The following is a 26,087-nucleotide window of genomic DNA, read 5'->3' as shown; positions in this document are numbered from 1 at the left end:
ATATTACACGAAAAACGTATGTTCGCACAATCGGTTTATTTTTACCTAACAAAACCGCCCCGCAGTCTTGTTCAGACAACCGGGGCGGTCAACTTCCTCATTGCTATCGCTAAAATCTATTAGTTGTTGCCGGCACGGGCCAGCTCGCGCGCATTCGCTTCAAATGCAGCGAGCAGCGCGGCTTCACCCTTCAGCCCTTCATTTTCAACTTTACGGATTTGCTCCAACATCCGTTTGTAGTCCTTCGGAATGACGCGGACGAATTTCGGCAGGTACTCGTTCCAACGATCCAGCACGCGGCGTCCAACCGTACTATCCGTGTACAGGATGTGACGGCTGATTAACGTCCGCAGCTGATCGATTTCCGCCGGATCCTCCACCGACTCGAGCAGCACCATTTCCAGGTTGCAGCGGCCCGCAAAATCTCCGCTCTCATCAAACACGTATGCGATCCCGCCGGACATCCCGGCTGCAAAGTTCCGGCCGGTTTCACCCAAGATGACAACCCGTCCGCCGGTCATATATTCGCAGCCATGGTCACCGACGCCTTCAACGACGACGTTGGCCCCGGAGTTCCGCACCGCAAACCGTTCCCCGGCAATCCCGCGGATGTAAGCCTCCCCGCTCGTTGCACCATAGAACGACGTATTGCCAATGATGATGTTCTCCTCTGGGACAAACGTTGCACGCGGCGACGGCTTCACAATCACCTTGCCGCCGGACAGCCCCTTGCCGGTGTAGTCGTTGGCATCGCCTTCGACGGTGAGGGTCATGCCTTTCGGGATAAACGCCCCAAAGCTTTGGCCCGCAGAACCTTCAAAATGGAACGTGATCGTATCCTCAGGCAGCCCTTGCTGTCCATAACGGCGGGTAACTTCGTAGCCTACAATCGTCCCGGTCGCCCGGTTCACGTTGCAGATCGGCAGCCGGGCGCTGACGGCTTCGCCGCGCTCCAGCGCAGGCAGAGCCAGCGGCAGCAGCTTCGTCATATCCAACGTCTCTTCCAGCCCATGGTTTTGCTGTTTCGTGCAATAGCGGCTGCTTCCTTCCGGAAGCTCCGGCATATGCAGCAACGAGCTGAGATCAACGCCTTTCTTCTTCCAATGATCCACCGCCTTCACCGCATCCAGGCAGTCGGTGCGTCCGATCATTTCTTCCAGTGTGCGGAAGCCCAGCTCGGACATCCATTCGCGCAGATCCTCTGCCACGAAGGTCATAAAGTTGACAACGTGCTGCGGATCTCCGGTGAAGTTTTTGCGCAGCTCCGGATTTTGCGTGGCAACCCCTACTGGGCATGTATCCAGCTGGCATACCCGCATCATGATACAGCCAACCGCCACCAGAGGTGCAGTCGAGAAGCCAAACTCCTCAGCCCCAAGCAGTGCGGCGACAGCGAGGTCGCGGCCGTTCAGCATCTTGCCGTCGGTTTCCAGTACGACGCGGTCGCGCAGGTTGTTTAGGATTAGGGTCTGATGCGTTTCAGCCAGCCCCAGCTCCCACGGCAAGCCCGCATGGCGGATCGAGCTTTGCGGCGAAGCACCAGTGCCCCCGTCATAACCGCTGATCAGAATGACGTCCGCGCGGCCTTTAGCAACGCCGGCAGCAATCGTTCCGACGCCGGCCTCTGCAACCAGCTTCACGTTGATACGCGCTTTCGGATTGGCGTTCTTCAGATCGTAAATCAACTCCGCCAAATCCTCGATCGAATAGATATCATGGTGCGGCGGCGGCGAAATCAAGCCAACCCCCGGCGTGGAGCCGCGTACTTCCGCTACCCAAGGATACACCTTACGGCCCGGCAGCTGACCGCCTTCACCCGGTTTCGCCCCTTGCGCCATCTTAATCTGGATTTCGTCGGCGTTCACCAAGTAGTGCGATGTAACACCAAACCGTCCCGACGCCACCTGCTTGATCGCGCTGCGGCGCAGATCGCCGTTAGCGTCCGGCACATAACGCGCCGGATCCTCGCCGCCTTCGCCGGTGTTGCTCTTGCCTCCGATGCGGTTCATCGCGATCGCAATCGTCTCATGCGCTTCTTTACTGATCGAGCCAAACGACATCGCCCCGGTCTTGAAGCGGCGCATGATCGAAGCAGCCGATTCCACTTCCTCCAGCGGCACCTTCGGCCCGACCGGCTTCAGCTCCAGCAAAGAGCGCAGCGTCAAATGTTTATTGTTCTCGCCTTGCACCAGCTCGGCGAATTTCTTATACAGTTTATAATCGCCCGTACGGACCGCCTGCTGCAGCAAATGCACCGTTTGCGGGTTGAATAGATGCTCTTCCCCGCCGCTGCGCCACTGGTATTCCCCGATGGAATCCAGCACCTTGTCATTGCCATCCTTATCGGTAAAGGCACGGAAATGATGGGCGAGCGTTTCGGCGGCCACTTCTTTCAAGCCAATGCCCCCGATCCGCGACGGCGTCCACGTAAAGTAACGGTCTACGAAGGAAGGCTCCAGGCCAACCGCTTCGAAAATTTGCGCCCCGCGGTACGATTGAATCGTCGAGATGCCCATTTTGGACAACGTTTTAACGACCCCTTTGGTCGCAGCTTTAATGAAGTTGTACACCGCTTTTTCATGCGAAATGCCCTGCAGCATCCCTTGAGCAATCATATCCTTTAACGATTCGAACGCAAGATATGGATTCACTGCGCTGACGCCGTAACCAAGCAGCAACGCAAAATGGTGTACTTCACGCGGCTCGCCCGACTCCAGCAGCAGGCTGACCTTGGTCCGCGTCTCTTCACGGATCAGATGGTGATGCAAGCAGGATACTGCCAGCAACGCCGGGATAGCCGCGTTCTCCGCATCCATATCGCGGTCGGACAAGATCAGGATATTATGGCCCTTGGCGATGACCCGATCTGCTGCTTCGCATAACGTATCCAACGCCTTGCGCAGCCCCTCCGCTCCTTCGGCAGCCGGGAACAGGATTGGAATCGTGATCGCTTTAAACCCTGGCCGGTGCAGATGGCGGATTTTCGCAAAGTCCTCATTGGACAGAATCGGCGAATCCAACCGGATTTGACGGCAGCTCTCCGGCTCCGGCTGAAGCAGGTTGCGCTCCGGCCCAATCGTCGTTGCGGTCGAGGTAACGAGCTCCTCGCGGATCGCATCGATCGGCGGGTTGGTAACCTGCGCAAACATCTGCTTGAAGTAGTTGTACAATCGCTGCGGATGTTCGGACAAGACGGCGAGCGGCGCGTCGTAACCCATCGAAGCGATATTTTCCTGACCGGTTAAGGCCATCGGCTCAAGCACCTTCCGCAGGTCTTCATACGTATAGCCAAACGCCATTTGACGGCGCGCAATGTCTTCATGACTCTCCGGCGGCAGTTCTTTCGCTTCCGGCAGATCTTCCAGCTCAACGAGATGCTCGTTCAGCCATTCACGGTACGGATGCTCCTTCGCGATGGCGGATTTCACTTCCTCGTCGGAAATGATCCGGCCTACCTGCGTGTCGACCAGCAGCATCCGGCCCGGACGCAGCCGGTCCTTATAGAGCACATTCTCCGCCGGGATATCAAGCACGCCAACCTCCGAGGAGAGGACGATCAAGTCGTCCTTCGTTACGTAATAACGCGATGGACGCAAGCCGTTCCGGTCCAAAATCGCCCCAATCTGGATCCCGTCGGTAAAGCCCATCGCCGCAGGCCCGTCCCATGGCTCCATCATCGTGCTGTGGTATTCGTAGAACGCCTTTTTGTCCGGGTCCATGTCGTCCCGGCCAACCCAAGGCTCAGGCACCATCATCATCGCTACGTGAGGCAGGGAGCGTCCGCTCAAGTACAGGAATTCAAACGTATTGTCGAACATCGCCGTATCCGAGCCGTCCGGATTGATGATCGGTTTTACCTTTTCCAAATCGTCGCCAAACTTCTCGCTCTTGAACATCGACTGACGGGCATGCATCCAGTTCACGTTGCCGCGCAGCGTATTAATCTCGCCGTTGTGAATCATAAAGCGGTACGGATGCGCCCGCTCCCAGCTTGGGAACGTATTCGTACTGAAGCGCGAGTGCACCATCGCGATAGCCGATTCCAGTCTCTCGTCCCGCAAGTCGAGGTAGAATTGCCCGACCTGCTCCGTGGTCAGCATCCCTTTGTAGACTACTTTCCGGCACGATAAGCTGGGTACGTAAAAAGCATCCCCTTGCTCGGCGCCGCTATAGCGGATCGCGCGTTCAGCCCGGCGCCGGATCACGTACAGCTTGCGCTCAAAGTCCAGATCCTCCTTCAGATCTGCGGAACGCTCGATAAAAATCTGGCGGACGAACGGTTTAGCCGCTTTGGCCGATTGGCCCAGCATATCGTCGCGAGTTGGCACCGTACGGAAGCCAAGGACGCGTTGTCCTTCCTCCTCGGCGATACGCACGAGCTCTTCCTCCTGCTTAGCCCGAACCGCTTCGTCATGAGGCAGGAACAGCATCCCAACGCCATATTGTCCTGCCTCCGGCAGTGTAAATCCAAGCTTTGCTGCTTCAGCGGCAAAAAAACGGTGCGGGATTTGCAGTAAAATACCTGCGCCATCCCCCGAATTCGGTTCGCTGCCTTGGCCGCCCCGGTGTTCCATATTCGCCAGCATGGTCAGCGCTTGGCTGACGATATCATGGGAGGCTTTCCCTTTGATATGAGCCACGAAGCCCATGCCGCAAGCGTCTTTTTCGAAAGCGGGATCATAGAGTCCCTGCTTGGGAGGTATAACGGTATGTTTCATCATCTGACGCAACCTTTCTATTTAGAGGTAGTTCAAACATCATTAGCGAATAGAATGGATCAGTCCCTATGTCCTGCGACTACGCCGGATAAGCCCGGTTCAATCTTTCTTTTTATTCTAACGGAAAATGTCACATCTGTTTTTGCATTATATTCTCTTTATTTTGCACTATTGATTAGAACTTTTAGGCCGTGACAGGGCGGTTTTGCCACGAAAGCGTCACCATATGAAGACGTGTGGTTGTCTCTGCGTGTCTATTTGCACCATTATCCCTTTTTTTAAGGGGTAGGAGCGAACCTGTTGCCCGTTGCTCCTAAGGTCCGTAACCCGATCGGGAACTTTACTATAGAGTTTATGTCCCGGTAAAGAATGTGTCCCGGCCAAACTCGACTGATGATTCGGGATCATCCTGCAAAAGGCTCGGCTCAGGGATATCTACCCACCTACAAAAAAGATCCGCCCTCCGGAATTCCAGAGAGCGGATCTTCTGTAATCATGATTTGATTAGTGCGACTGTACGCTCAGGTTGGCTTCAGGACTGCGTTCTGTACTGCGTTCGTGGCGCAGGAAGTACACCAGCGTAAACGCCAGAAATACAACGCCAAACGCAACCAACCATCCGATGTTTTCCCAAGCCATCGGCATATCGCCGGTGGAGATGACCGCCTTGAAGCCTTTGACGCTGTACGTCATCGGCAGGATCGGATTGAAGGCTTTCATCCAGTTCGGAATCAGTTCGAGCGGGAACGTTCCTGCGCTGGTCGTCAGTTGGAAAATCAGCATCAGGATCGCCAAGAACCGTCCCGGGTTCTCCATCCAGGTTACAAGTGCTTGAATGATCAACATGTAGCACAAGCTGGTGACAAAGGCGAAGAGATAGAAGAGCGGAACGCTCTTGACCTCAAGCCCCAATCCGTAAAGAACCAGTGCAGACGCCAGCAAGGACTGTATCAGACTCATGCCGGCAAAAGTCAGCGTACGGCTTACGAAGCGGCTCCAGCCGCTGGCTTCCGCCACCGAAGTGCCTCTGACCGGCACAACCAGCGTCGAGATCAGCGCCCCAACGAACAGGCCCAGCGACAAGAAGTATGGTGCAAAGCCGGTGCCGTAGTTAGGTACTTCATTAACCTTCTGCTCGTTGATCTCAATCGGCTGAGCATACATGTTCACAAGCGCATCGGTTTTCTTCACGCCGGAGGTTTGTTCTGCGGCATCGGTCAGCTTCGAAGCCAGCTCGCCCGAGCCTTCTGTCAGTTGATCCATGCCGTCCTTCAGTTCACCCGCACCTGCATCCAGCTGCTTCGAGCCGTCCGCCAGCGTGCCTACGCCGCCAGACAATTGCTCAACACCGCCGAGCAGTTGTTTGGCGCCTGCGCTCAGCTGTCCGGCACCGCTTGCCAGCTTCTTGCCGCCAGCCGCCGCTTCCGACAGCTTGCCGCTAAATTGCTCCAGGCCGCTCGCCAGCTTCTCTTGTCCGGCGTTCAGCTCGGTCATGCCTTGCAACAGCTGCTCTTGACCCGCCGTTAATTGCTGCCCGCCTTGAACCAACTGCTGCTGGGCGCTGTGTAGGTCTTGGCTGCCTTTCAGCAGCTGCTGATTCCCTTGGTGCAACTGCTCGCTGCCTTGGGCGACCTGCTTGCTGGCCGCGATCAACTGCTGAACCGCCGCGTTCTTCGCCAGTTCCGGATTCGCTTGGGCCAGCTGTTCCAAGCCTTGCGCCACGCTGTTCGCCCCTGCGGCTACCTTCTCGCTTCCTTGCACCGACGCTTCCAGGCCGGATTGCAGTTGGGCGCTGCCTTGTTCAGATGCGGTCAAGCCAGCTTCCAGCTTCTTCGCGCCTTCCAGCGACGATTGAAGGCCTGCCTGCAGCTTGGTACCGCCTTGATGCGCTTGCTTTGCGCCAGCTTCCAGCTGTTGGCTGGCCGCTTCCAGCTGCTTCAAGCCGCTGGCGAGGCTGCCAGCACCGTCCTTCACTTCATTGATGCCTTGATATAACGACTGCGTACCTTTCTCCAGAGGCGCTACGCCGTCTTCGAGTTTCATCGTGCCGGCGACGAGCTTCGCCAGATTTTCTTTCAGCTTCTTGGTTCCGTCGTCAAGCTTGGCCGCCCCTTCGTTGAGGGTGCTGGCCCCGTCGCCCGCCTCACTGAGGCCGCCGGAGATTTTCTCCACTTGGTCAAACAAGGTTTCCGTATAGGCTTCCGTCACTTTGGCGGACACTTTCGATTTGATCTCTTTCACAGCCGTACCGCCGATTTGCGCGGCCAGGAAGTTGTAACCTTCGTTTGGCTCAAAGATCAACTGAGCCGGCGACGGATTTTCATCCATCAATGTGGTCGCTTGTGAAGAGAAATTGTCCGGAATGATGATCGTCATGTAATACTCATTATTCTTCATCCCGGTTTCCGCTTGCTCGCGGGTGACGAACTTCCATTGGAAGTCGTCGCTCTTCTTCAGTTCGGCAACGAGGTCCTCGCCGACCTTCAGTTCCTTCCCCTCGTATTGCGCGCCCTGATCCTCGTTCACCACCGCTACCGGCAGCTCGTTCATCTTCCCGTACGGATCCCAGAAGGCCGTCAGGAACATGCCGCTGTACAGTACGGGAATGAACAGCACAACAAGAATCGGGATGAACACTTTAGGATTTTTAAAGGTGGCTCCCATATCCTTGAAAAATACACTTAATGATTTCATTTTTGCTTTCTCTCCCCTTGGTGGCTTCTTTCTCTAAATTGTTGAATGTAGTTCCTTTAAACTTCCCTTGGCAGAAGCAGGCCTCCAGCCAGAAAATCGCGGATAAACTCCTTGATTTGTTCTTTGCTCAAAGGCGGATTATTCTTGTTCCAGTCCGAGGTTAACGCGATATAGAGCTTAAACACAACGAAAGCGAGCAGCTTGGGATCATACGAGCGGATCTCTTGCCGCTCGGCCGCCCGGGACAGATGGCGCTCCAGATATTCCAGAATCGCGTGTTCGATCTGCTCCAATCCCTCCTTCGCTTTCGGAGTGCCGAAGTCGCGAACCTCTTGGGACAACTTGATGAGGAGCTCATGCTCACGGCGGAATTCCAGCAGCGCATCCATCGCCCGATGCAAGTTCTCAAAGAAGGGCTTCTCCTCGTCAATTTCCGGCTCGATGACCCGCTTCATCTCCATAATGACGGAACGCAGAATTTCATCGAACAACTCCTCTTTGTTCGTGAAGAAGGTGTAGATGGTTCCCTTTGCCACATTTGCTATTTTCGCCACTTGGTCCATCGTCGTCGCTTTGTAGCCAAATAAAGCAAAGGACTTTTCTGCTGCTTCGATGACGAGTTTACGGCGATCTACCACAGCCATCCATGTCACCTCCCTGCGCTTGGAATAATGGAAAAACATTTCCCGGCCAAAAAATGACTGAAATTCATTTTCGGTCATTTGGTCAATTCATACTTTACTCCTTTCGCTTCAGAAATGCAAGATGTTTTTTTCAGAATTTTTCATTCACTTTCACCAGCTTGTTCCAAGGCCCTTTTCCCTTGATTCTCCCCGACCTAGGTCCAGTGGGTCGACCCGTCCCCAGCCCCTTTAAACCGGAATATAAACAACATAAACTTAGTATTAGGAAGCAATGAATCGGAACGATCTAATAGAAGCAGGTGATATCCTCATGCGAAAAAGAAGAGTGTTGATCCTATCGGAAGGCTTTGGAAGTGGACATACGCAGGCCGGACATGCGCTGGCGGCCGGACTGAAGCGGAAAAACCCGCAAATCCAGACGAAGGTGCTGGAGCTGGGCTCGTTTCTGAATCCGACGGTGGCGCCCCTAATCCTATCCGCGTATCGGATGACGGTAAATACGAGCCCTGCGTTGGTAGGCCTTTTTTATAAGCACAAGTACGAGAAGCCGGTAGGCAAGTTTGCCCGTTTGGCCTTGCACAAAATGTTCTATACCCACGCGGCCGAAGTCATCGCGCAGCTTCAGCCCGATCTGATCGTCTGCACGCATCCGATTCCCAGCGCCATCATGTCCTACCTGAAGCTCACTTCAGATCTGAACGTGCCGCTGTGCACGCTCATCACGGATTACGATGCCCACGGTTCCTGGATGAGTCCCGGTGTGGATCGGTACCTCGTCTCCGCCCCTGAGGTCAAAGCTCTGCTCGTGCAGCGCGGGGTAGCCCCCTCCAAGGTGCAGGTGACAGGCATTCCCGTGCACCCGGATTTCTGGAGCAAGCAAGAGAAGGCGTCCGCCCGGGAGGAATTGGGGTTAAAGAATATGCCCACTGCCCTTGTCATGGGCGGCGGCTGGGGATTGCTGCTTCGTGAGGAGCTGCTGGACAAACTGGCGGCTTGGCGAGAGGAGATCCAAGTCGTCTGCTGCACCGGCAGCAACGAGAAGCTTGCTGCTCGACTACGTGCGCATCCGGCCCTTCAGCATCCAAACATGAAGGTGATCGGGTTCACGCGGCAAATCGGCAAATGGATGGATGCCTCCGACCTTCTGATTACCAAACCCGGCGGAATGACCTGCACCGAGGGAATGGCCAAAAGCATCCCGATGTTGTTCTTTGAGTCGATCCCAGGTCAGGAGGAGAAGAATCGCGAATATTTCGTTCAGCACGGCTATGGGGCTGAGCTGACTTCACCGGACGTGCTGGACGTATGGTTTGAACAAATCCGCAATCGACACGCTTCGGATCTTCAACCCGGACCGGAGCCTGCCTTGCTGCAACCCAGCTATCAGCCTGACCGCTGTGCAGAAGCTGTCCTTCATCTGCTGTATCAGGCAGCCGCTCCGGTCCGCGTACGCCTGCAGACGGCCAGCCCTGCCGAGCAGCAGGCCAACTAAGTCAACAGCGCAGATCCAACCACCTCATACATCGGACGCTTGTGCATATGCGTCTGATAGATGACCAGACGATCGGCCCTCCAACTGCCGAATTCCGGTTGGGTCTGCAGCGCTGCAGGATCTAATCTGGCCCCTTCTCGATATTTCCGGGCCAACGTAATATGCGGGCTGAAGCGCCGTTCCTCCGGCACAAAGCCGAGTGCCCGGTTCTCCGACGTCACCCGGCTGTGCAGGCTCTCCAGCCCGGCCACCTCACCGCGGACGCCAGCCCATAACACGCTGGGACTTGCCGGACGTCCAAAGGTACCAATCCCCGCCGCTTCCAATTCCAGCGGGCCCATCCCCTTTGCTGCCCGCGATAATGAAGCCAGCAGCTCGTCCAAACGCCCCGGAGCCGTATCTCCCAGAAACTGCACGGTAATATGGTAGTCTTCGGCATGTACCCATTTTTTGAAATCCAATCTCGTTTTTTGCTCGCTGCACCACTCCTCCAGCTTATACTTGACCTCTTGCGGAAGAGGGATGGCGATAAATAATCTCCATTTTTCTTCATTTACTGACATGACTCGTCACCTTTTGTGATATTTTTCTCACTTTTTTCACTTGTTTCGACAATTAGAAGTGCGATTAGTTACATCCAGCGCATCGATTCTCTATATAATGTGTCTTAGTGTTGCTGGCATATACAGTCTTCAAGCCTATGGGGATAGGAGATGGAATATGAGTTTTGCTCAAAAAATTACCTCTGTTCTGATCGGACTACTGCTTCTAGTTGGTTTGCTGATCGGGATATTTGCTTATCAAACAACGTATCGTGAGGTCGAGACATCCGTCGGTATTGAAACGGTGGGCTGTGCCAATATTACCACCGGGCTTGTAGATCCGGAAGCGGTTGCCCGTCTTGCCTCCGGAGACCGTACCGGCCTTGCGGAGCTGGAGAAACGATTAAACTGGACGGTAGAGCATAAGTCGTTGTTTAAGGAAGTGTTTTTGATGTCGCTGGACGGCACCATTCTTGCGGCTGACCAGAACCTCAAAAGCCGGGGATATCAAGCGGGAGACGCTTTTTATTTCAATGATCAGGACCGGGACATGATTCTTGAGATGAAGCATCCTGTGTATACCAAGGTCTATTCTTATGACGGCGTGAAGCTGCTCAGCGGTTACGGCCCGATCTACAAAAATCATGACCCCGACCAAGAGATCATCGGTCTAATGGTCATTAACTTCGACGCCTCGATCATCGGGGAGAGAACTCGCGACATCCTGCTCCTGCCTTTTATCATCGGCATCGTTGTCCTGCTCGCCGCAGTTGTTTTCGTGTACTTCTTTATCCACCGGATGATTCGGCCGCTGGAAACGTTGTCCCGGCAGGTGGAGCGGGTTGCCGAGGGCGATTTGACCGTACAGACGAACGTGCTTCAAGGTCAGGATGAAATCGGCAAATTAACGCAAAATTTTGCGAAGATGGTGGGCAGCTTGCGGCAGTTGATCACCGAGGTGAACGTCACTTCGATGCAGGTGGCCTCGTCCTCGGAGCAGCTATCCGCGAGTGCACAGCAAACCGGAAAAGCGGGTGAGCAAGCGGCTGAAATTACCCAATCCCTTGCCGAAGGTGCGGAGCGACAACTTACGAACCTGGAAACCGGGGCGACCATGCTGCGTGACATGTCCGATCGGATTGGGCAGATCGCTCGCCATGCCGAAGGCGTCTTAACATCGGCGCAGCAGGTCTCCGCCGCATCAAACCAAGGGGAACAAGCCATCCAGTCCAGCGTAGAGCAAATGTCCACCATGGAAGCCAAAATCGTTCAGCTCTCTGCGATCATTGAGGAGCTGGGCAGCCGCTCCAAAGAAGTGCAGAGCATCCTGGACATCATGACCGACATCGCCGCCGAAACCAACCTGCTCGCGTTAAATGCTTCAATTGAAGCGGCCCGCGCCGGAGAATACGGCAGCGGATTTGCCGTAGTCGCCTCCTCGGTCCGCAAGCTGGCGGAACGTTCCGCAGCCTCGGCGAAGCAAATTAGCGAGCTGATCACCCACATCGTTGGGCAGGTAGAGCTCACCGGCAGCGCAATGGACGAGACCGTCCGTGAAACGAAGCGAGGCGTCGAGCTGGTGCGCAGCGCCGGAGCTTCTTTTACCGACATCGCAGCCTCGTCGGAAATTACCGCTGCATCGATCGCTGATATCAGTGAAGCGGTTCGGCTCCTGTCCGACAACTCGCAAAGACTGGTGCAGTCGATTGACGAAATCGTGCGGTTTGCGGGCCATACGGCGGTCGGCGCACAGGACATGTCCTCATTCTCCCAGCAACAGTTGGCTGCTATGGAGGAGGTTGATGCTTCCGCCAGCTTCCTGTCCGGTCTAGCCGAACGGCTTCATACGATGATCGAACGCTTTAAAGTGATGTAAGTTGCTAAAAAGACCTTGCCCAGCAAGAAGGCTTGCTGGGCAAGGTCTTTCATGTATCCGCCAAGGACTTATTTGCCAAGGTAGGCGTTCAGCATCCAGCGGTGTTTCTCCAGCGAGGAGACGATGCCGAGCAGCAGATCGCTCGTGGCTTCATCTTCCGCTCTTTCTGCCGCTTCCATGCCTTCCTTCAGCTCGCTGTCCAATTTCGCAAAATCCGCTACGATGGCTGCTACCATTTCATCAGCGCTTTCCTTGCCGCTGGCTTCGGAGATGCTGGCCGTCGCAAGGGCTTCGCGCAGGGTTGCGATCGGTGTGCCGCCAATGGCCAGCAGACGTTCGGCAATATCATCGATATAACCAGCCGCTTCGTTATAAAGGGCTTCGAATTTCTCATGAAGCGTAAAGAAGTTTGGACCTTTCACGAACCAGTGGAAATTGTGCAGCTTCGTGTACAGGACCGTCCAGTTCGCGATTTGCAGGTTCAGTTGTTTCTGCAGTTCTTGATTTGCTTGAGTTAAGGTTTGGTTTGCCATAGTGAATTCCTCCATTCAACATATCAGTTATTTGATAAGCCATTGTGACAAATACCTAAAACTTGAACTAACTTAAATTTAGACTAAATCTAAATCTTGTTTATATCATACCACTCCACTTTTAGATATGCAACCATCATTTTCATGAATATTGCATGAAATTCCAACAAGCATCAGGTTTATTCTGCACCTCTTCCGCCCTTCATATACAAAAGAACCGAACCGGTACAGTCCTCCGGTTCGGTTCTACTCCATTTACCGCTCGCCGCGCAGATGCAGCTTAAATTGCTCCAGGCTTCGCTCCACTTGGCGAATGCCGTCCTCCACCAATCTGCGATCCACCGCATTTTCCAAATCAAAGGAAGGCCTGCGGGCCAGAGCCTTCTTCTCCTCTTCCCAATACGCTTGCCGGCGCTGGATTTCTTTATATTTGTCCAGCAGATCGGTAATAATATCGTAGAAGCGTTCATAATCAACGATAATGTCATCCAGGAAGCGATCGACTTCCTCCTTATCGTAGCCCCGCATTTTGGCGTCAAAATCTTTTTCGTGAATGGAGAGCGCATCCAGCTTAATCCCTAATTGCCGAAATAAGCTTTTCTGGTCTTCCAGCTTGCGCGCGTAATCGTCTTGCATTCCAAATCCCTCCGTACCTGCCTAAAAGGTTATCCAACGCAGTTAATCTGCAAAAGCAGTCGTATCTACTCTAATGTACCACATTATTGCCCTTTCGTTCATCTTCACGTTATGATGCGGGTGATACAAGTATTCGACATTGTCCCGATTTCTTTTTATAATAATCAATAGCCTGAGTCTAACATCTGGTGGTGAGTAGCGATTTTATACTTATGTACTTTTCTGTTATCGTTTCTGATCGTGTATTTCCTGATTCCCCCGCTCGGTAAGCTGGCCTTCCGCCTGGACTTCGTGGACAAACCCCGAGCGGACGTCGAACGCAAGATCCATCGTCAGCCGATTCCGCTGACGGCCAGCTATGCGATATTTGCCGGGTTCTTCATTGCATACCTGCTGTTTACGCGCAACTTCTCCTGGGAGACGGGAGCGCTGTTTGCCGGCGGGGTGCTTTTGCTGGCCATTGGGACCATCGACGACTGGTACAAAACCAAAGGCAAAGACTTTCCGGCGCTGCCTAAACTGATCGTCCAAGTGTCCGCTGCAGTGCTGGTTTATGCATCCGGCATCACCTTCAGTGGCTTTGTAAATCCGTTTAGCGGCGATTATGTCCTGTTGCCGGCCTGGCTTCAGTTCATTTTAACGATTCTCTGGATCTTTGGCGTCACCACCGTCATCAATTTCTCGGACGGATTGGACGGCTTGGCCGGAGGATTATCCGCGATCTCGGCCGTGACGCTGTTTGTGGTGGCCTTAACCAAAGGGCAAACCAACTCCGCGATGCTCTCGGTTGCCCTGATTGGGGTAACGCTGGCCTACCTGCGGTACAACAAGCCGCCGGCCAAAGTTTTTATGGGCGATGCCGGAGCTACGTTCCTTGGGTTTATGCTGGCGGTGATCGCACTGGACGGCGCCTTCAAGCAAGCTACGGTCCTGTCCCTGTTTATTCCGGTGCTTGCCCTCGGCGTACCGATTTTCGATAATCTGTTTGTCGTGATCAAGCGGATGCTGCAAGGAAAATCACCTTACGTCGCCGATGCCAGCCAAGTCCATTATCGGCTGCTTCGGGCCGGGTTAAATCAGAAGCAGGTGGTTATGTTCCTGTACCTGATCAGCACCTGTCTGGGACTGTCGTCCATCATTCTTCTGCTGTTGCAAGTCTAACGCACGAAAGCAAACGGCCTTCCCGCCGTTCAAGCCAAAAAGCGCGTGCCCGGGTATTCCCGGCAGCACGCGCTTTTTTGATCGCGATAACAACCTCACAAAAAAAAGACCCCATCGGAGTCTCGTTTATTGGCATCAAGATGATTTATTCGTATCTGCAGCGGGTTGAACTTCCGCTTTCTGCGGCTGCTCGTCTTCGAGAATCTCCCCGCGCGCGCCTCTCTTAAATTCCTTGAGCATCGTGCCAAAGCTGCGCCCTAATTCCGGCAGCTTGCTGGGACCAAATAACAACAATGCTGCGATGACTAGAAGCAGCAAATGAGACGGACGCAACAAGTTTTCAAGCACATTTATCACTCCCATCGAGTATCCTTGTGGACATTATACTACTTTATTGAATACAATGGAAACCCTTTATCATCAGTTCCGGCTGTCCCTGCAAACAAGACGACGCTAGGCCATAAACCATTTCCCTCTTCTGGGCATATGCTGTGTCATCATGTATTGCAAAGGAGCGAACATCATGGGTTCTTACAGTCTGTTGGCCGTCATCGCCATTGGAATCGCGTCCAACTTGGATAATGCGGGAGTCGGTATCGCCTACGGAGTACGAAAAATCCGCATTCCATGGTATTCCAATCTGGCCATCGCCGCCATCTCCTTCTTGGCCACTCTGGTGTCGGGTTATTTCGGAAGCTGGTTATCCTCGTGGGTCCATCCCTGGATCGGACAGTTGTTGGGGACGATTGTGATCATTGGGGTTGGCGTATGGGTACTATTGCAGCCATTTCTGGAGAAGAAGAACATAGCTATCCAGGAGGAGGATGACGTCAATCCGCTGACCCGCTTGCTGCGCAATCCTGAAGAAGCAGACAAGGACAGCTCCAAATCCATCAGTCTTGGCGAATCGATTGTCCTGGGGATCGCCTTGGCCATGAATGCGCTGGCCGGCGGCTTTAATGCCGGTATCACCCAACTGAACATCTGGTATACTTCGCTGTCCGTTGGCTTGTTCAGCTACCTGTTGCTGGCCGCATGCGCCGGCTTTGCCGAGAAGGTCGCCGCGGAGAAATTCGGAAACCGGGCCACTGTCATTTCCGGCCTGCTGTTAATCCTCATTGGCATTCATCAACTCTTTTAAACATCGCACACGATTAGCGAAGCCCCTTTTATCCTAAGGGGCTTTGCTGAGTTTCTAGCAAACTACCTTGTCTACAAATTTTCCTATATAATGAAGAGGATGGTTCCTAATAAGGGAGGTTCGATTTATGAACTGGAATTGGTTTCATAGCTATGAAAAGGATTTAGCGGCGGCTTTCGATCAGGCCGAGACGATTCTTTCCGGGCTGCCGGAGGAATTTCGAGGACATGGCCTCAATTACTTGGGGAAATTCCACGCGTTGAAAAAATCTGGCTCCCAGAACTACATATGCTATTTACTGCCATTCTGGATGCAGGAGGCTGCCGGCGCCAAGCCGGAGCTCAGCCGCGAGTTAACCGTAGCCATGATCTTGGTCATGCTGCATTACCATTTAATCGATGAAGTGATGGACAATCCAGAGGCGGGGGACAAGTGGAAGCTGCCGCTGGCGAATTTGCTTCAACTTGAATTTACTCGCATTTACGCCGCTTTGTACGCTTCCGATTCCCCGTTTTGGAGTTATTACCGGAAATATGCTGCAGAATGGGCGGAAGCGGTCTTGTTAGAAAATCAACATGATTTCTTCCAAGACAACCCGGTTCGCATTGCGCATAAAGCTTCCCCTGTAAAGCTGTCCGTGGCTGGCATGCTGCTCCTGACCGAACACGACCGGCTGATTGCTCCTTTCGAAGCCGCCGTTGATGCCGTATTGGTGACGCTCCAGATGCTGGATGATTGGGAGGATTGGGAGAAAGATTTACGAGAAGGAAGCTATAATTCTCTGATTTCCGTCGTGCAGCACGAACTGCAAATTCCATCGGATCGCAGACCTACACCGGATGAAGTCAAACACGCCTTGCATGTGCGGGACATCCTGTTCATTTTTGCCGAACGAACGGATCAGAATGCAGCAATTTTAGAGGTGAATGCCCCGGGTCTGACGCACTTACACGAGTTCCACGATTATCTCAGAACCAATCTCCGGCAGGGAGCAGAAAGTTTAAGAGATGAGCGGAGTTTGCTAGCCCAAGGCGGTTTAGCCTATTGGTTGGCAAATCAGAAGATCCTATCCTAGCGTTCTATCGAATTCCATGTTATAGTAATAAGGAAAATATAACTATTTTTTCTGAGAAAGGGTGATCTTATGACATCAGGAGCGCTCCTTCAAACGCAAGTTGTTGAAAAAGCTTGGCAAGATCCTAGCTTCAAAGCGAAGCTACTTGCCGACCCGAAAGCTGCGATCCAGGAGGCACTCGGTGTAGTTCTCCCGGATCACATCAAAATCAAAGCAGTAGAGGAGAGCACGGACGAATTTTACGTCGTACTGCCGCCTCAACCGGAGAAAGTTGTTATGAGCAAAATCAAACCAGCAGGAATCTGGGGCGAATAACCCCTACCGATCTTCGCTAGCACTCAGGCAGGGACCGAACGAACTTATCCCATCGCATACTCCTCAACTTGAACGGAGGGGAAGCGGATAACGACTTCGGTCCCTGCTCCTTTTTTGCTCGTAAAATGAATTTGACCGTTCATCACCTCAATAATCCGGAACGTCACCATCAAACCTAGCCCCGTCCCCTTCGTTTTGTTGGAGAAATAAGGCTCACCCAAGCGGGCCAGCACTTCTTCGTCCATCCCCTCGCCGTTGTCCTTGATATGGATCACCACATCGTCGTTTTCTTCATAGCTCCAAATTTGGATGTCGCCTTCGCCCCGAAGTGCTTCAATACTATTCTTGATGATATTGATAAATGCTTGCTTGAATTTGGAAGAATTGCCGCGCACATAAAGGTTTTTAGGAATATGAACCGTGATTTTGCCCCCCTGCAAATTCGCTAGAGGAATCAGGATCCCTTCGATATGAATAAATTCTTCCAGCACGTTCAGCGTCGTCACCTTGCCGCCTTCCGGCTTGGCGAAAGTGAGGAAGTCCGTAATAATCGCCGAAGCGCGATCAAGCTCTTCCAACGCCATGCTTAAATACACCTTGTCCGAATTCTGCTGCTTCTCAACGAGCAGTTGCAGAAAGCCTCGGGTCACCTGCAGCGGGTTGCGGACCTCGTGGGCGACCGAAGCGGCTAATTCGCTGATGATCTCCATTTTCTCCGAACGCTGCAGCTCGTTATTAAACATCTCCAACTGCTTGGAGTATTCCACGACTTGCCGGTGATTCTCCGCAAATCTTCGGCCCAAGATGATAATCAACGAGGTCAAGAAGCAAACGATGCCTAATTTCCACAAAAACAGCTTATAGTATCCGTCGTAATAGTAATACCAAATCAATTCGCCTGCGGATAGCAGCGTGAACGAGAGTACCCCGGCCAGAAAGATCAGCGCCTCTTTGTTCCCTTTCGCTACATAAACGGTTAAAATGCCAGCCAAGATCAGAAATTGCGCAATAATCAGATAACCTGCAAATTGAGTCGTAATGAGCTTATAGACATCATAGTAGCGATTACCGGACAACTCGTTCGCTAACAGCAGTAGCATACAGAGCGCGGAGAAGACCACAAACACTTTGCGCGAACGCCGGATTAAAGCAAAATATCCGGGACCAAAGATTTTTTCAAAGAAAAAGATAAACGAAGGAAGCAGGATGAACAAAGCCAGGTCAAACATCACCACCAGTATTCTGCCCGCCGTCGTATAGTCAAACAGCCAAAATACAAACGGAGAATACGTCAGCACAAGCAAGCCGCTGGAAAAAATGACCGCACACAGCGAGAACCACATCGGCATATTCACATACTTCAGAAAAACAGAACAGAACAGCATAATCACCGCGATGAAGATCAGCGTGCTGCCCAAAATTAAGTCGGTGATGTTGCCGCGCACAAAGCTCTTGATCAATTCCTGGTTATTTCCGATTCGAATCGGGTCAAAGATCCCGATCGTATTTGTCGTCGAGGATACGCCGATATACAGCGTTTGACCCGAATTGTGCGAAGACACCGGCACCAGCACGCTGTTGATGCTAAAGTTAAATTTGCGCTGGGATTCGAAGACTTTGGCTCCATCCAAACTTACCGTAATGTGTTTACCATATATTTTATCGATCAATACGACCTGGGAATTTTCCGTTATTTGGGGAAGCGTGATTTTGATCCACTGAACCATGCCCTTATCCGGCTTCACCGGGTTCTCTTCTCCCGCGCTTACACTCGTCCAGCCGTCCAGTCCCTCAAGCCATTCCTTGCTCGGATTAGGATCCAGCCGGTCCGTCCAAGTGACCTGCCAGTTTCTGATTTGCTGTACCTCCGAGCCCGCTGCACCCGAATTTCTAAAAATGATGCCGTAAAAAGCAGCAATGAATATGACAAACAAGACGACAAATCCTTTGATCAAAGACTTCATTAGAGCACCTCTGGAGATATTATAAAGTGTTAACCCGGTTGACGCGCCTCAGTTCGAAAGGATCTGAGTAGGGCTACTTTAAACCATTCGATTAAAATCTCGCAATAACCTTCAATTTATGGAAATAGTGATAATTTTTTTTAGAAGAAACGTGCCACAGTTATTTTACCTTGGATAAGTGGTTTTATCTATGAATAGTTTTCATTTTCTATTAAAAAAACTCCGGAAGGTAGCAGGCATTGCTGTCCATTACCTATCCGGAGTATTTATTCATGACGCTGTTATCCGTTCTGTTAAGCCAACTCCGCTTCAATCCGCCGCACCTTGCCGCTGCGGACCTCCTCCGCTAACTCACCGTCGATCACGGCGCCTTCAACCGCAAGCTCCGTTCCATCGTGCTTCTGAACCACCAACCGGCGAATCGCTGCAGCATCCGGGCCATAGGTATCCTTCTTCTGCGGGTTCCGGTAGACGACCTCCGTTGTGCCCAGGAAGCGGAACGACACCTCGCCTTGCTCATCAAAGAGCCATCCGGGCAAGTGCGGGTTAAGCGCAAGCCGGAGCTTGCCTTCATGCAGGCGGAAGATCCGTTTTCCGGCCATCATCGACATCCACATGCTAAGGAACTCGGCGGTTGATCCGCTAAGCCGGGCGACATAACCGCGGCCGTGGGTATCCGGATCCGGATTCACGCTCGTTGCGATAAAGGACGAGTTCTCCAGCGTGCTGCGGCCATACACAGCCGGATCGAGGAACGGAATCAACGAAGTGCGAAGCTCGGTGAAGAACTCCTCGGTCAAGCCGCTCTTAAGCAGCGCCAGCAGGTACTTGTAGCTCATATGCAGGAATACCGATTCCCGTTCCAGCCAGCCTGGCGTAAAGGCGCGAATCCGACCGATTTCATGGGTCTCCGCATCCAGGCTGACCGAGGTTTTGTACATTTGAAGCTGGTCGTCGAACAGGTCGCTGCGGCGAATTTGCTCATAAGTCCGCTTAGCTTCGTTACGGTCCTCGACCGTCTTCAACCAACGAGCAGGACCTTCCAGGAAATGCGGCAGCGGACGAACGGTAAATTTCTTCACGACCGCCTTCTGCAGTCCATATCCGCTGATGATCGGCTTTCCTTGGGCATCGGTCACCGGCTCAAATTCCGCCGCCTCGTAGGCGAAATACGTCGGTGTCACGCCGTCGCCCAGTCGGATAGCCTCTTGAATCCCGCGCTCGATTTGCTCGAGCATACGGGCCGCCAGCTGGCCGATCGCACGAAGCTCCAGCGAGGTTTCCGTCCCGCTGATCCCGAAACGAATGGCTTCCCGGTATTTCTCGCGCGCCGTCGTCACCTGATCCCAATAATCAAACGGCGCCAGGCTCCCCGCTAAGCGGGCTTCCAGCAGCTTCCCGACTTCGCTGAGCAGCGCGGCGATTTCCTCAGGCACTTGCACGACTTGGTTGTTGCCAGCAGCTTCAGGATCATCACAAACTTCCTGAACGAACTTCAGCAGCCTTTTTAACTCAAAGGTTTCGCTCATGCCCGAGCCAAACAGTCCAGGCAAGCCGTTCATCGCATCGTTCCATCCCGGCTTGTTCGCTTCCATCTCCACGCCCATGCCAAACGGATCCAGGGTGGCGAACTTGACCAGGCCCAGCGACAGCAGTTTGACGAACAAGGTCGTCCGGTAAATTTCTCCCCGGCCATGTTCTGTTTTTAACCAGTTGGTGCTCTTTAACGTCAGACCGAATTTGGCCATTTTCTCCTCATCGTGAACCAATGCGCCGTATTGGCGAACCTTTCCGCCGCTGATCACGTACTTCTCGCTGCGCGGCAGCACGCGGGCCGGACTGTCGAAGTACGTGTACTCCCGTTCTCCGAACAGCAGCTGCACCTTGCGATCCGGGAAAATATCAAGATAACTGTCGATCAAGTCCATATTATAAGTCCAATGATCCGTCCAGTAACCTTCCCCAAAGGAGGCTTCGATTTGCTGTTCGGCGAGCGACAGCACACCGGTCAACAGCTCGTTCTCCTCCGCGAGCAACCGTACGCCGCGGTGGTTAACGAGCGAGATCAGTTTCCCCGGAGTAAACGAACCCAAGCACAAAGCGGCCAACTCCTCCCGATGATCGGCCGCCGCCTGCTCCAGAAAAGCGGACAGCTCCGCCGCCCGTTCGGCCGGAACCCGGAACGTGGTGCCTTCCACGCCCAGCGGATTATAGCCATCAGCCTGAATGAGGCTGAAGAACGTGCGAATATTAAACGTTCCGACCCGCGGGTTAAAATATACATCATTGCGCCGGTTTTGGTTAGCATCTCGGAAATTGCCGTTGCCCTGCGAATAAAATTCCGGGGCGATCGAGAAGAAGTTGTAATCCCGCTCCAGATCCCCGTGCTTCCGGGAATACAAGTGAACAACGAATCCTTCCCGGCCGTTTTCGAAAATAAACAGATACCCGCCGCGCAGAAAATTGTCCAGATAGCTCTGCCGGCAGTAGGCATCAAACAGCGGCAGGGCTGTTTTCGTGGCGATGTCTGCGGTTAGCTCCTCGGTCAACTGGCTAGCCTCCGCATGCTTGCGGGCAACATAAGCAGGGCTGGCAATCTCGGCCGCTTTGCGATTTAACCGTTCAACGCTTTCGATATGCCCGATTAAGGTATAAATGCGGCGGCTTTCGCCGCGGGCCAGCTCGGCAGCTAATGCCGAAAATCCGCAAGGCACCTTGTTGGTGCAATACTGCGGTGCCGCCGTTAAGGCCGCCAGCGGCTGCTCGGCAAAGCGGTCGGGATAAGCCAGCGACGTATTATCGCCGAAAATGACCGCAAAGTCGGCAATCGTCTTCAGCAGCTTCCCGTCCTCTCCAAAGGTGAGGTAGAAATGACCGCTTTGCACCTCGCTGACTTCGGCCTCATCATGGGTACTGGAGCGGACCCGGTAGAACGGAATTCCGTTCTCCAGATTGTCGACCTCCATCCAGCTGCGCAGCAGATTCCCGATTTCCTTGTAGCCGGCGTTCTCTACCCCGTACGGAAGAATCTCCGGCATCCCGTCCAGCATCTCCAGCTGCACCGGCGCTCCGGAAATATTCGTAACCTCCACTTGACGCACCAGTGCCGCATAATCGTCGTTGGGGAGTTGAAAATAACTCACCTTCACCCGCAACCCCTGCGCTTCATGGGTTTCTTCAATCGTCAGCTCATTGGTCAAAATGTGCATGCGGCGAACGGCCGACGCATCGGGGAAAGCGCTTTGGAAGGGCTCGTAGATCCCCGCTTTCCCTGCGATTTTGATAAACGTCCGGAAGCCTTTCATCGCAACCGATTGATACGTAATGCTAGCCGGGGAGAATTCCATGATCGGGCTGTTTTTGTCCCGGATCCCAAAGCTGCAGACCGCCTGCCCCCGGTTGACGTAAAACGTCCACATCGGAATCCCCTTCAAGCCGGCAAGGCCGGGGAGGAAGCTCGAGAACGGCTTCGCCCGGTCAAACTGTTCGATCACGAACGCATTTTCCTCAAAAGTATAATTCGGCATAAGGTCTATCCCTCCGTTAAATAAAAAGATGTAACTAGCCTTGGATGATATACGTTGCAATCGAATGGGCCGGCAGCGTCTCACCTGCAGCCTCGCCGCCCAGTTCCAGGGCAAACGGCTGTGCCTCATCGCTTTCGTTCTGCACGACAACCGCAATGCTGCCGTCCGGATTGCGGAATGAGGTAGCCAGCAGCGCCGGAGCGTGGGCTTCTAAACCGATGCGTACCGCCCCCGGTTTGATGTATTTGCTGAAATGTCCGATGTAGAAGTACGAGCTGTTGTAGTGGAGCGTATCGGTTGTGGTATCCGCGATGATCGGCGCATCACACAGGTTGCCCACATGGTTCGGACCGCCCGTTTCGTCCAGCACCAGGTTCCAATCCAGGAACCCTTCGTTCCAATTGTTCAAGTCGCCGATGATGTTCCGGCCATAACGCTCGCCGGTGAACCATTTGCCAAGCTTCACGCCGCCTTCCTGGCAGCCTTCCGTGAACAAGAGATGCTTGTCAGGGAACAGCTCATGCACTTTGCCGACGTTCTCGAACGCTTCGCTGACGTACCAGTGGAAGCCAGTACCCCACACGTATTTAGCCGCTTCGGGATCGCTCAGCACGGCGGAGGCCCGCTCGACGATAATATCCCGGTTGTGGTCCCAAATGAGAATTTGGACGTCCGCCAGGCCTTCCCGATGCATCACCGGCCCCAGGTAATCGCGTACGAAATCGCGTTCTTCCTCGCCGCTGTAAATACAGGAATCCCAGGTTTGCACCGCCGCCGGTTCATTCTGTACCGTGATCCCCCAGATCGGGATGCCTGCTTCACGGTAAGCTTTGATGAACTTCGTATAATACAGCGCCCACACCTCGCGATATTCCGGCTTCAGCTGGCCGCCGTGGTTCATATCGCCATTCGTTTTCATCCAAGCCGGAGGGCTCCAAGGAGAGGCCAGCATGGTAATGTTCTTCCCGGCTGTTTTTGCCGCATCGTGAACGAGCGGGATCACCCATTTGTGATCGCGGGAAATATCGAACGTTTTCAGCTCCACGTCGCCGTCCTCGATATACGTGTAGTTCTCCAGCGCGAAGTCGCAGCTGTGGATGTGCACGCGACCCAGCGTATACCCCAGCCCCTCCTCCGGATCGAAATACCGGCGAATCACTTCTTCCCGCTTCTGCGGGCTGATCCGGGACAACGTATAAGCGGCCGCTTCGGTGAACGCACCGCCAAACCCCATCACCGTTTGGTAAGTCTGCTCCGGCAGGACCTTCAGCTTCTGTCCCGCGCCAGCTGCTGCGCCAGATTGAACCGCCACTTCCCCTTGCGGCTGCAGACGGTCCGCCGAATCACGCGAAGTGAGCACCTTCACCCATTTTGCCATCGTTAATCCTCTCCTTGGTTTCCGAAATTGGTGTTTCTGTAATCGATTACAAAACATACAAGAGCAGCGCCGGCAAAACGCACCCAATCTTCAACAAATTGAAGAAATACGCGGAACGAAACCGGTTTCGATCTCTTGTAAAAAAATAGAGGCCAAGCTGTCTACAGCGATCGGCAAGAATCGCGAATAATCAGCTCCACCGGGATTACGCCTTGTTGCACGTCTTCCCCGCCTTCTATCGAATAGATTAACATGTCGGCTGCCCTGCTGCCAAGTACATCTGTGTTTTGTCGTACCGTCGTTAACGCAGGTGTTAAATATTTCGCCATTTCGATGTCGTCGAAGCCTACCAGCGAAATGTCTTCAGGCACGCGCAAGCCATGCCGCTTCATCGCCATCATGGCCCCAACCGCCAAATTGTCGCCGGCTGCAAACACGGCGGTAGGCCGTTCGTCCGCCTGCAACAGCTCCTCCATCGCTTTGCTGCCGCTCTCTACGGTATAATCGTAGCTTCCTTGTACGATATGCTGGGGATGGATCGTCAGCCCAAGCTCTTGCATCGCTTGCCGAAACCCGTTTAACCGCTGCTCGCCAGCGAAGGTTGGACCACCGCCGATATGCGCGATTTTCCGGTGGCCCAAGGAATGCAAATAAGCCACGGCCTGCCGGGCGCCTTCCATATTGTCCGAATACACCGTACTCTTGTCGGAAGATTCCTGATCCAACAGCACGCAAGGAATGTCGGACTCCAACAGCTCCTGAAAATACGGATCGGTTGCATCCGGCAACACCACGACCACGCCGTCGATACCGCGGATTTTACAGTGCTCCAGATAGCTGCTTTTCTTGCCGCCGATATCCTTGGAAAGAAACATCAGATCATAACCCTTGGAGGTAGCCACCCGCTTGAAGCCTTCGATCACACCGCCAAAAAACGGATGCAGGATGCCCGCGCCGGAAGGCTCAATAAACAGCACGCCAATCGTCCAAGAGCGTTTGGTGGTCAGCGAACGGGCGTGAGCATTGGGCACATAGCCGAGCTCATCCGCAGCGTCCAGAATTTTGCGGCGCGTCTTCTCACTGACGTCGGAATATCCGTTAAACACCTTGGATACGGTCGTAGGCGAAAAACCGGTCCTTTGTGCGATATCATAAATGGTTATCACATTTCTCATCTCCTCTGCCCGGATCCAAGCCAGCTCGAAACCGGGATTCACAGGCCATTGTAGCCGCAGCTTGGTCGGAAGTCAACCAGTCTATGTCAAGCGCATGAATCCTTCGGTCAGGAAAAAATCGCAAGGCCCGGGAATTTCCTGAACCTTGCGATTGGGTTTCGTTTTACGGTGATGCCTATGGCATGATGGCCCGACATAGAATATTTCCGGAAGCGTCCGCCTCCAGTCCGGTAGGCATCTGGAACGCAGATTCCTCCTGAGGACCGTCAAGGAAGCCGCCGATCGGTTCTTTCGGTAAAATCTTCCTCAAAGTAATACTCTTTATTTTGGGGTAAACTTTTGGGGGAATCGCAATTTAAAAAAGAAAGGCGCTGATCTGACGTGGACCCCAATATCAACAAAAACTCCGCGGACTTCGAATATGAGCGGTACAAGCTGCTCAAGGAGTATCGCCCGGAGAATGATATTCCCGGCGATGACCTGCTCCCGCATGATACGCGAATTGTCCAAGGCATCAGTGAACCTAACGATGCGTTCGTCAGCGAGGATGATCCGCTTCCCGATGTGCCCGATGCGGACGCGATCCAGAAGGACAGTCCCATCGACCCTGCCGCTCCCGATTTTGACGAATGGATAATGAAATCTGTCGACTCACGATGATATGCCTCCTAAAATCGCTTCAATAGTCATTGGAATCCGTCTTGAACAGGTAATTCTTAGCGCGAGATCTAGGTCACGTACACCCGGTTTCGTCCATCCTCCTTCGCTTGATAAAGTGCCTGATCCGCCTTGACGAACAACTCCACCTCATCAACATTCGGGTAGGTCGCACTCCCTCCCGAGATCGTTAGCTTTAATTCCCCTCCATCCGGTAAAATAAAACGATGGTTCTCCACATTGCGGCGCAACCGTTCGGCGATCACTTTAATTTGCTCGGCATCGCAACGATCGACCAAAATCACAAATTCCTCGCCGCCCTTGCGGGCAATATGATCCCGCGGCGAGAACGTCTCCCGCATCACATCAGCGATTTGCAGCAGCACAGCATCACCTGCCCAAATGTTCCTCTCAGATGTATAAAGCATTATGTAAGTAGTGCTAGCATAACATATAAATGCGACAAAAATAAGATATTTTTACTAATTTTCGATTATATTCGACACATTTAGACAGGTTTTGTCGAATCCGTTTTTCTGCTCTCCTGGTCATGATATAA

19 protein-coding genes are annotated in these 26,087 nt (G+C 53.3%); 7 read left to right on the top strand and 12 right to left on the bottom strand.

From position 1 onward, the window contains the following. Positions 1-119: 119 nt before the first annotated feature. The 3 genes from gltB to U9M73_RS00835 form a co-directional block, all read right to left on the bottom strand. Positions 120-4,718, bottom strand: coding sequence for a glutamate synthase large subunit (gltB, locus tag U9M73_RS00845; RefSeq protein WP_323079034.1), 4,599 nt, complete (start codon positions 4,716-4,718; stop codon positions 120-122). A gap of 504 nt (positions 4,719-5,222) precedes the next feature. Continuing rightward, positions 5,223-7,412, bottom strand: coding sequence for a YhgE/Pip domain-containing protein (locus U9M73_RS00840; RefSeq protein ID WP_323075931.1), 2,190 nt, complete (start codon positions 7,410-7,412; stop codon positions 5,223-5,225). A 56-nt stretch (positions 7,413-7,468) separates the two neighbouring features. After that, a complete protein-coding gene (locus U9M73_RS00835) occupies positions 7,469-8,056 on the bottom strand; it encodes a TetR/AcrR family transcriptional regulator (RefSeq protein ID WP_009226259.1) in 588 nt (195 codons plus the stop codon). Between the two features lie 310 nt (positions 8,057-8,366). Between U9M73_RS00835 and U9M73_RS00830 the strand changes: the two genes are divergently transcribed. Beyond that, positions 8,367-9,548 carry an MGDG synthase family glycosyltransferase gene (locus U9M73_RS00830; RefSeq protein ID WP_009226258.1) on the top strand — a complete coding sequence of 394 codons (1,182 nt, stop codon included), beginning with the start codon at positions 8,367-8,369 and terminating at the stop codon, positions 9,546-9,548. On the opposite strand, the gene thpR is transcribed toward U9M73_RS00830, so the two are convergent. Beyond that, complete coding sequence (thpR, locus tag U9M73_RS00825) at positions 9,545-10,111, bottom strand: RNA 2',3'-cyclic phosphodiesterase (protein WP_316010125.1); 567 nt, start codon at positions 10,109-10,111, stop codon at positions 9,545-9,547. The genes U9M73_RS00830 and thpR overlap by 4 nt on opposite strands. 157 nt (positions 10,112-10,268) lie before the next feature. Here thpR and U9M73_RS00820 point away from each other — a divergent pair, with 157 nt between their 5' ends. Continuing rightward, positions 10,269-11,966 (top strand): methyl-accepting chemotaxis protein, encoded by a 1,698-nt coding sequence (locus tag U9M73_RS00820; RefSeq protein ID WP_323075928.1) that lies wholly within the window; start codon positions 10,269-10,271, stop codon positions 11,964-11,966. Positions 11,967-12,034: 68 nt separating this feature from the next. Here U9M73_RS00820 and U9M73_RS00815 read toward each other — a convergent pair whose 3' ends face one another. Together U9M73_RS00815 and U9M73_RS00810 are read right to left on the bottom strand one after the other, a co-directional pair. Next, entirely contained in the window at positions 12,035-12,499 is a 465-nt protein-coding gene (locus U9M73_RS00815) for a Dps family protein (protein ID WP_009226255.1), read from the bottom strand. Positions 12,500-12,754: 255 nt separating this feature from the next. Continuing rightward, positions 12,755-13,135: a DivIVA domain-containing protein gene (locus tag U9M73_RS00810; RefSeq protein ID WP_009226254.1), complete on the bottom strand. Its 381-nt coding sequence runs from the start codon at positions 13,133-13,135 to the stop codon at positions 12,755-12,757. 201 nt (positions 13,136-13,336) lie between these two features. On the opposite strand from U9M73_RS00810, the gene U9M73_RS00805 reads away from it, so the two are divergent. Further along, on the top strand, positions 13,337-14,296 hold the full coding sequence (locus U9M73_RS00805; protein WP_036646094.1) for an MraY family glycosyltransferase: 960 nt from the start codon (positions 13,337-13,339) through the stop codon (positions 14,294-14,296). 135 nt (positions 14,297-14,431) lie between these two features. Here the strand turns inward: U9M73_RS00805 and U9M73_RS00800 are convergent, their stop codons facing one another. Beyond that, positions 14,432-14,659, bottom strand: a complete 228-nt coding sequence (locus U9M73_RS00800) for a twin-arginine translocase TatA/TatE family subunit (protein ID WP_260071592.1) — start codon at positions 14,657-14,659, stop codon at positions 14,432-14,434. Positions 14,660-14,819: 160 nt separating this feature from the next. Between U9M73_RS00800 and ytaF the strand changes: the two genes are divergently transcribed. The 3 genes from ytaF to U9M73_RS00785 all read left to right on the top strand — a co-directional run bounded on the left by ytaF (position 14,820) and on the right by U9M73_RS00785 (position 16,827). Next, on the top strand, positions 14,820-15,437 hold the full coding sequence (gene ytaF / locus U9M73_RS00795; RefSeq protein WP_260071593.1) for a sporulation membrane protein YtaF: 618 nt from the start codon (positions 14,820-14,822) through the stop codon (positions 15,435-15,437). 127 nt (positions 15,438-15,564) lie between these two features. Then, positions 15,565-16,512, top strand: a complete 948-nt coding sequence (locus U9M73_RS00790) for a hypothetical protein (RefSeq protein ID WP_260071594.1) — start codon at positions 15,565-15,567, stop codon at positions 16,510-16,512. Between the two features lie 69 nt (positions 16,513-16,581). Then, positions 16,582-16,827, top strand: coding sequence for an NHLP leader peptide family RiPP precursor (locus U9M73_RS00785; protein ID WP_009226249.1), 246 nt, complete (start codon positions 16,582-16,584; stop codon positions 16,825-16,827). 44 nt (positions 16,828-16,871) lie between these two features. Here the strand turns inward: U9M73_RS00785 and U9M73_RS00780 are convergent, their stop codons facing one another. The 4 genes from U9M73_RS00780 to U9M73_RS00765 all read right to left on the bottom strand — a co-directional run bounded on the left by U9M73_RS00780 (position 16,872) and on the right by U9M73_RS00765 (position 24,862). Next, positions 16,872-18,791 carry an ATP-binding protein gene (locus tag U9M73_RS00780; protein WP_323075925.1) on the bottom strand — a complete coding sequence of 640 codons (1,920 nt, stop codon included), beginning with the start codon at positions 18,789-18,791 and terminating at the stop codon, positions 16,872-16,874. Positions 18,792-19,084: 293 nt separating this feature from the next. Then, the gene (locus U9M73_RS00775; protein ID WP_323075923.1) at positions 19,085-22,318 is read right to left on the bottom strand and encodes a cellobiose phosphorylase; all 3,234 of its coding nucleotides are present in this window, start codon (positions 22,316-22,318) and stop codon (positions 19,085-19,087) included. A 34-nt stretch (positions 22,319-22,352) separates the two neighbouring features. Further along, positions 22,353-23,696, bottom strand: coding sequence for a glycoside hydrolase family 30 protein (locus tag U9M73_RS00770; RefSeq protein WP_323075922.1), 1,344 nt, complete (start codon positions 23,694-23,696; stop codon positions 22,353-22,355). A 161-nt stretch (positions 23,697-23,857) separates the two neighbouring features. Further along, positions 23,858-24,862 carry a LacI family DNA-binding transcriptional regulator gene (locus U9M73_RS00765; protein ID WP_036646091.1) on the bottom strand — a complete coding sequence of 335 codons (1,005 nt, stop codon included), beginning with the start codon at positions 24,860-24,862 and terminating at the stop codon, positions 23,858-23,860. Between the two features lie 390 nt (positions 24,863-25,252). On the opposite strand from U9M73_RS00765, the gene U9M73_RS00760 reads away from it, so the two are divergent. Then, positions 25,253-25,531, top strand: a complete 279-nt coding sequence (locus U9M73_RS00760) for a hypothetical protein (RefSeq protein WP_260071815.1) — start codon at positions 25,253-25,255, stop codon at positions 25,529-25,531. Positions 25,532-25,599: 68 nt separating this feature from the next. On the opposite strand, the gene U9M73_RS00755 is transcribed toward U9M73_RS00760, so the two are convergent. Beyond that, positions 25,600-25,914 (bottom strand): GGDEF domain-containing protein, encoded by a 315-nt coding sequence (locus tag U9M73_RS00755; RefSeq protein ID WP_050769805.1) that lies wholly within the window; start codon positions 25,912-25,914, stop codon positions 25,600-25,602. Between the last annotated feature and the right edge of the window lie 173 nt (positions 25,915-26,087).

The organism is Paenibacillus phoenicis (assembly GCF_034718895.1).
GTDB classification, from domain to species: Bacteria; Bacillota; Bacilli; order Paenibacillales; family Paenibacillaceae; genus Fontibacillus; species Fontibacillus phoenicis.
Note: the sequence above shows the minus strand (reverse complement) of the source record. Positions and strands in the feature narration are given on the sequence as shown.

Excerpts from the sequence above, each read along its gene's own strand:
- gltB (WP_323079034.1), bottom strand. The coding sequence starts at position 4,718 with ATGAAACATACCGTTATACCTCCCAAGCAGGGACTCTATGATCCCGCT.
- U9M73_RS00840 (WP_323075931.1), bottom strand. The coding sequence starts at position 7,412 with ATGAAATCATTAAGTGTATTTTTCAAGGATATGGGAGCCACCTTTAAA.
- U9M73_RS00835 (WP_009226259.1), bottom strand. The coding sequence starts at position 8,056 with ATGGCTGTGGTAGATCGCCGTAAACTCGTCATCGAAGCAGCAGAAAAG.
- U9M73_RS00830 (WP_009226258.1), top strand. The coding sequence starts at position 8,367 with ATGCGAAAAAGAAGAGTGTTGATCCTATCGGAAGGCTTTGGAAGTGGA.
- thpR (WP_316010125.1), bottom strand. The coding sequence starts at position 10,111 with ATGTCAGTAAATGAAGAAAAATGGAGATTATTTATCGCCATCCCTCTT.
- U9M73_RS00820 (WP_323075928.1), top strand. The coding sequence starts at position 10,269 with ATGAGTTTTGCTCAAAAAATTACCTCTGTTCTGATCGGACTACTGCTT.
- U9M73_RS00815 (WP_009226255.1), bottom strand. The coding sequence starts at position 12,499 with ATGGCAAACCAAACCTTAACTCAAGCAAATCAAGAACTGCAGAAACAA.
- U9M73_RS00810 (WP_009226254.1), bottom strand. The coding sequence starts at position 13,135 with ATGCAAGACGATTACGCGCGCAAGCTGGAAGACCAGAAAAGCTTATTT.
- U9M73_RS00800 (WP_260071592.1), bottom strand. The coding sequence starts at position 14,659 with ATGGGAGTGATAAATGTGCTTGAAAACTTGTTGCGTCCGTCTCATTTG.
- ytaF (WP_260071593.1), top strand. The coding sequence starts at position 14,820 with ATGGGTTCTTACAGTCTGTTGGCCGTCATCGCCATTGGAATCGCGTCC.
- U9M73_RS00790 (WP_260071594.1), top strand. The coding sequence starts at position 15,565 with ATGAACTGGAATTGGTTTCATAGCTATGAAAAGGATTTAGCGGCGGCT.
- U9M73_RS00785 (WP_009226249.1), top strand. The coding sequence starts at position 16,582 with ATGACATCAGGAGCGCTCCTTCAAACGCAAGTTGTTGAAAAAGCTTGG.
- U9M73_RS00780 (WP_323075925.1), bottom strand. The coding sequence starts at position 18,791 with ATGAAGTCTTTGATCAAAGGATTTGTCGTCTTGTTTGTCATATTCATT.
- U9M73_RS00775 (WP_323075923.1), bottom strand. The coding sequence starts at position 22,318 with ATGCCGAATTATACTTTTGAGGAAAATGCGTTCGTGATCGAACAGTTT.
- U9M73_RS00770 (WP_323075922.1), bottom strand. The coding sequence starts at position 23,696 with ATGGCAAAATGGGTGAAGGTGCTCACTTCGCGTGATTCGGCGGACCGT.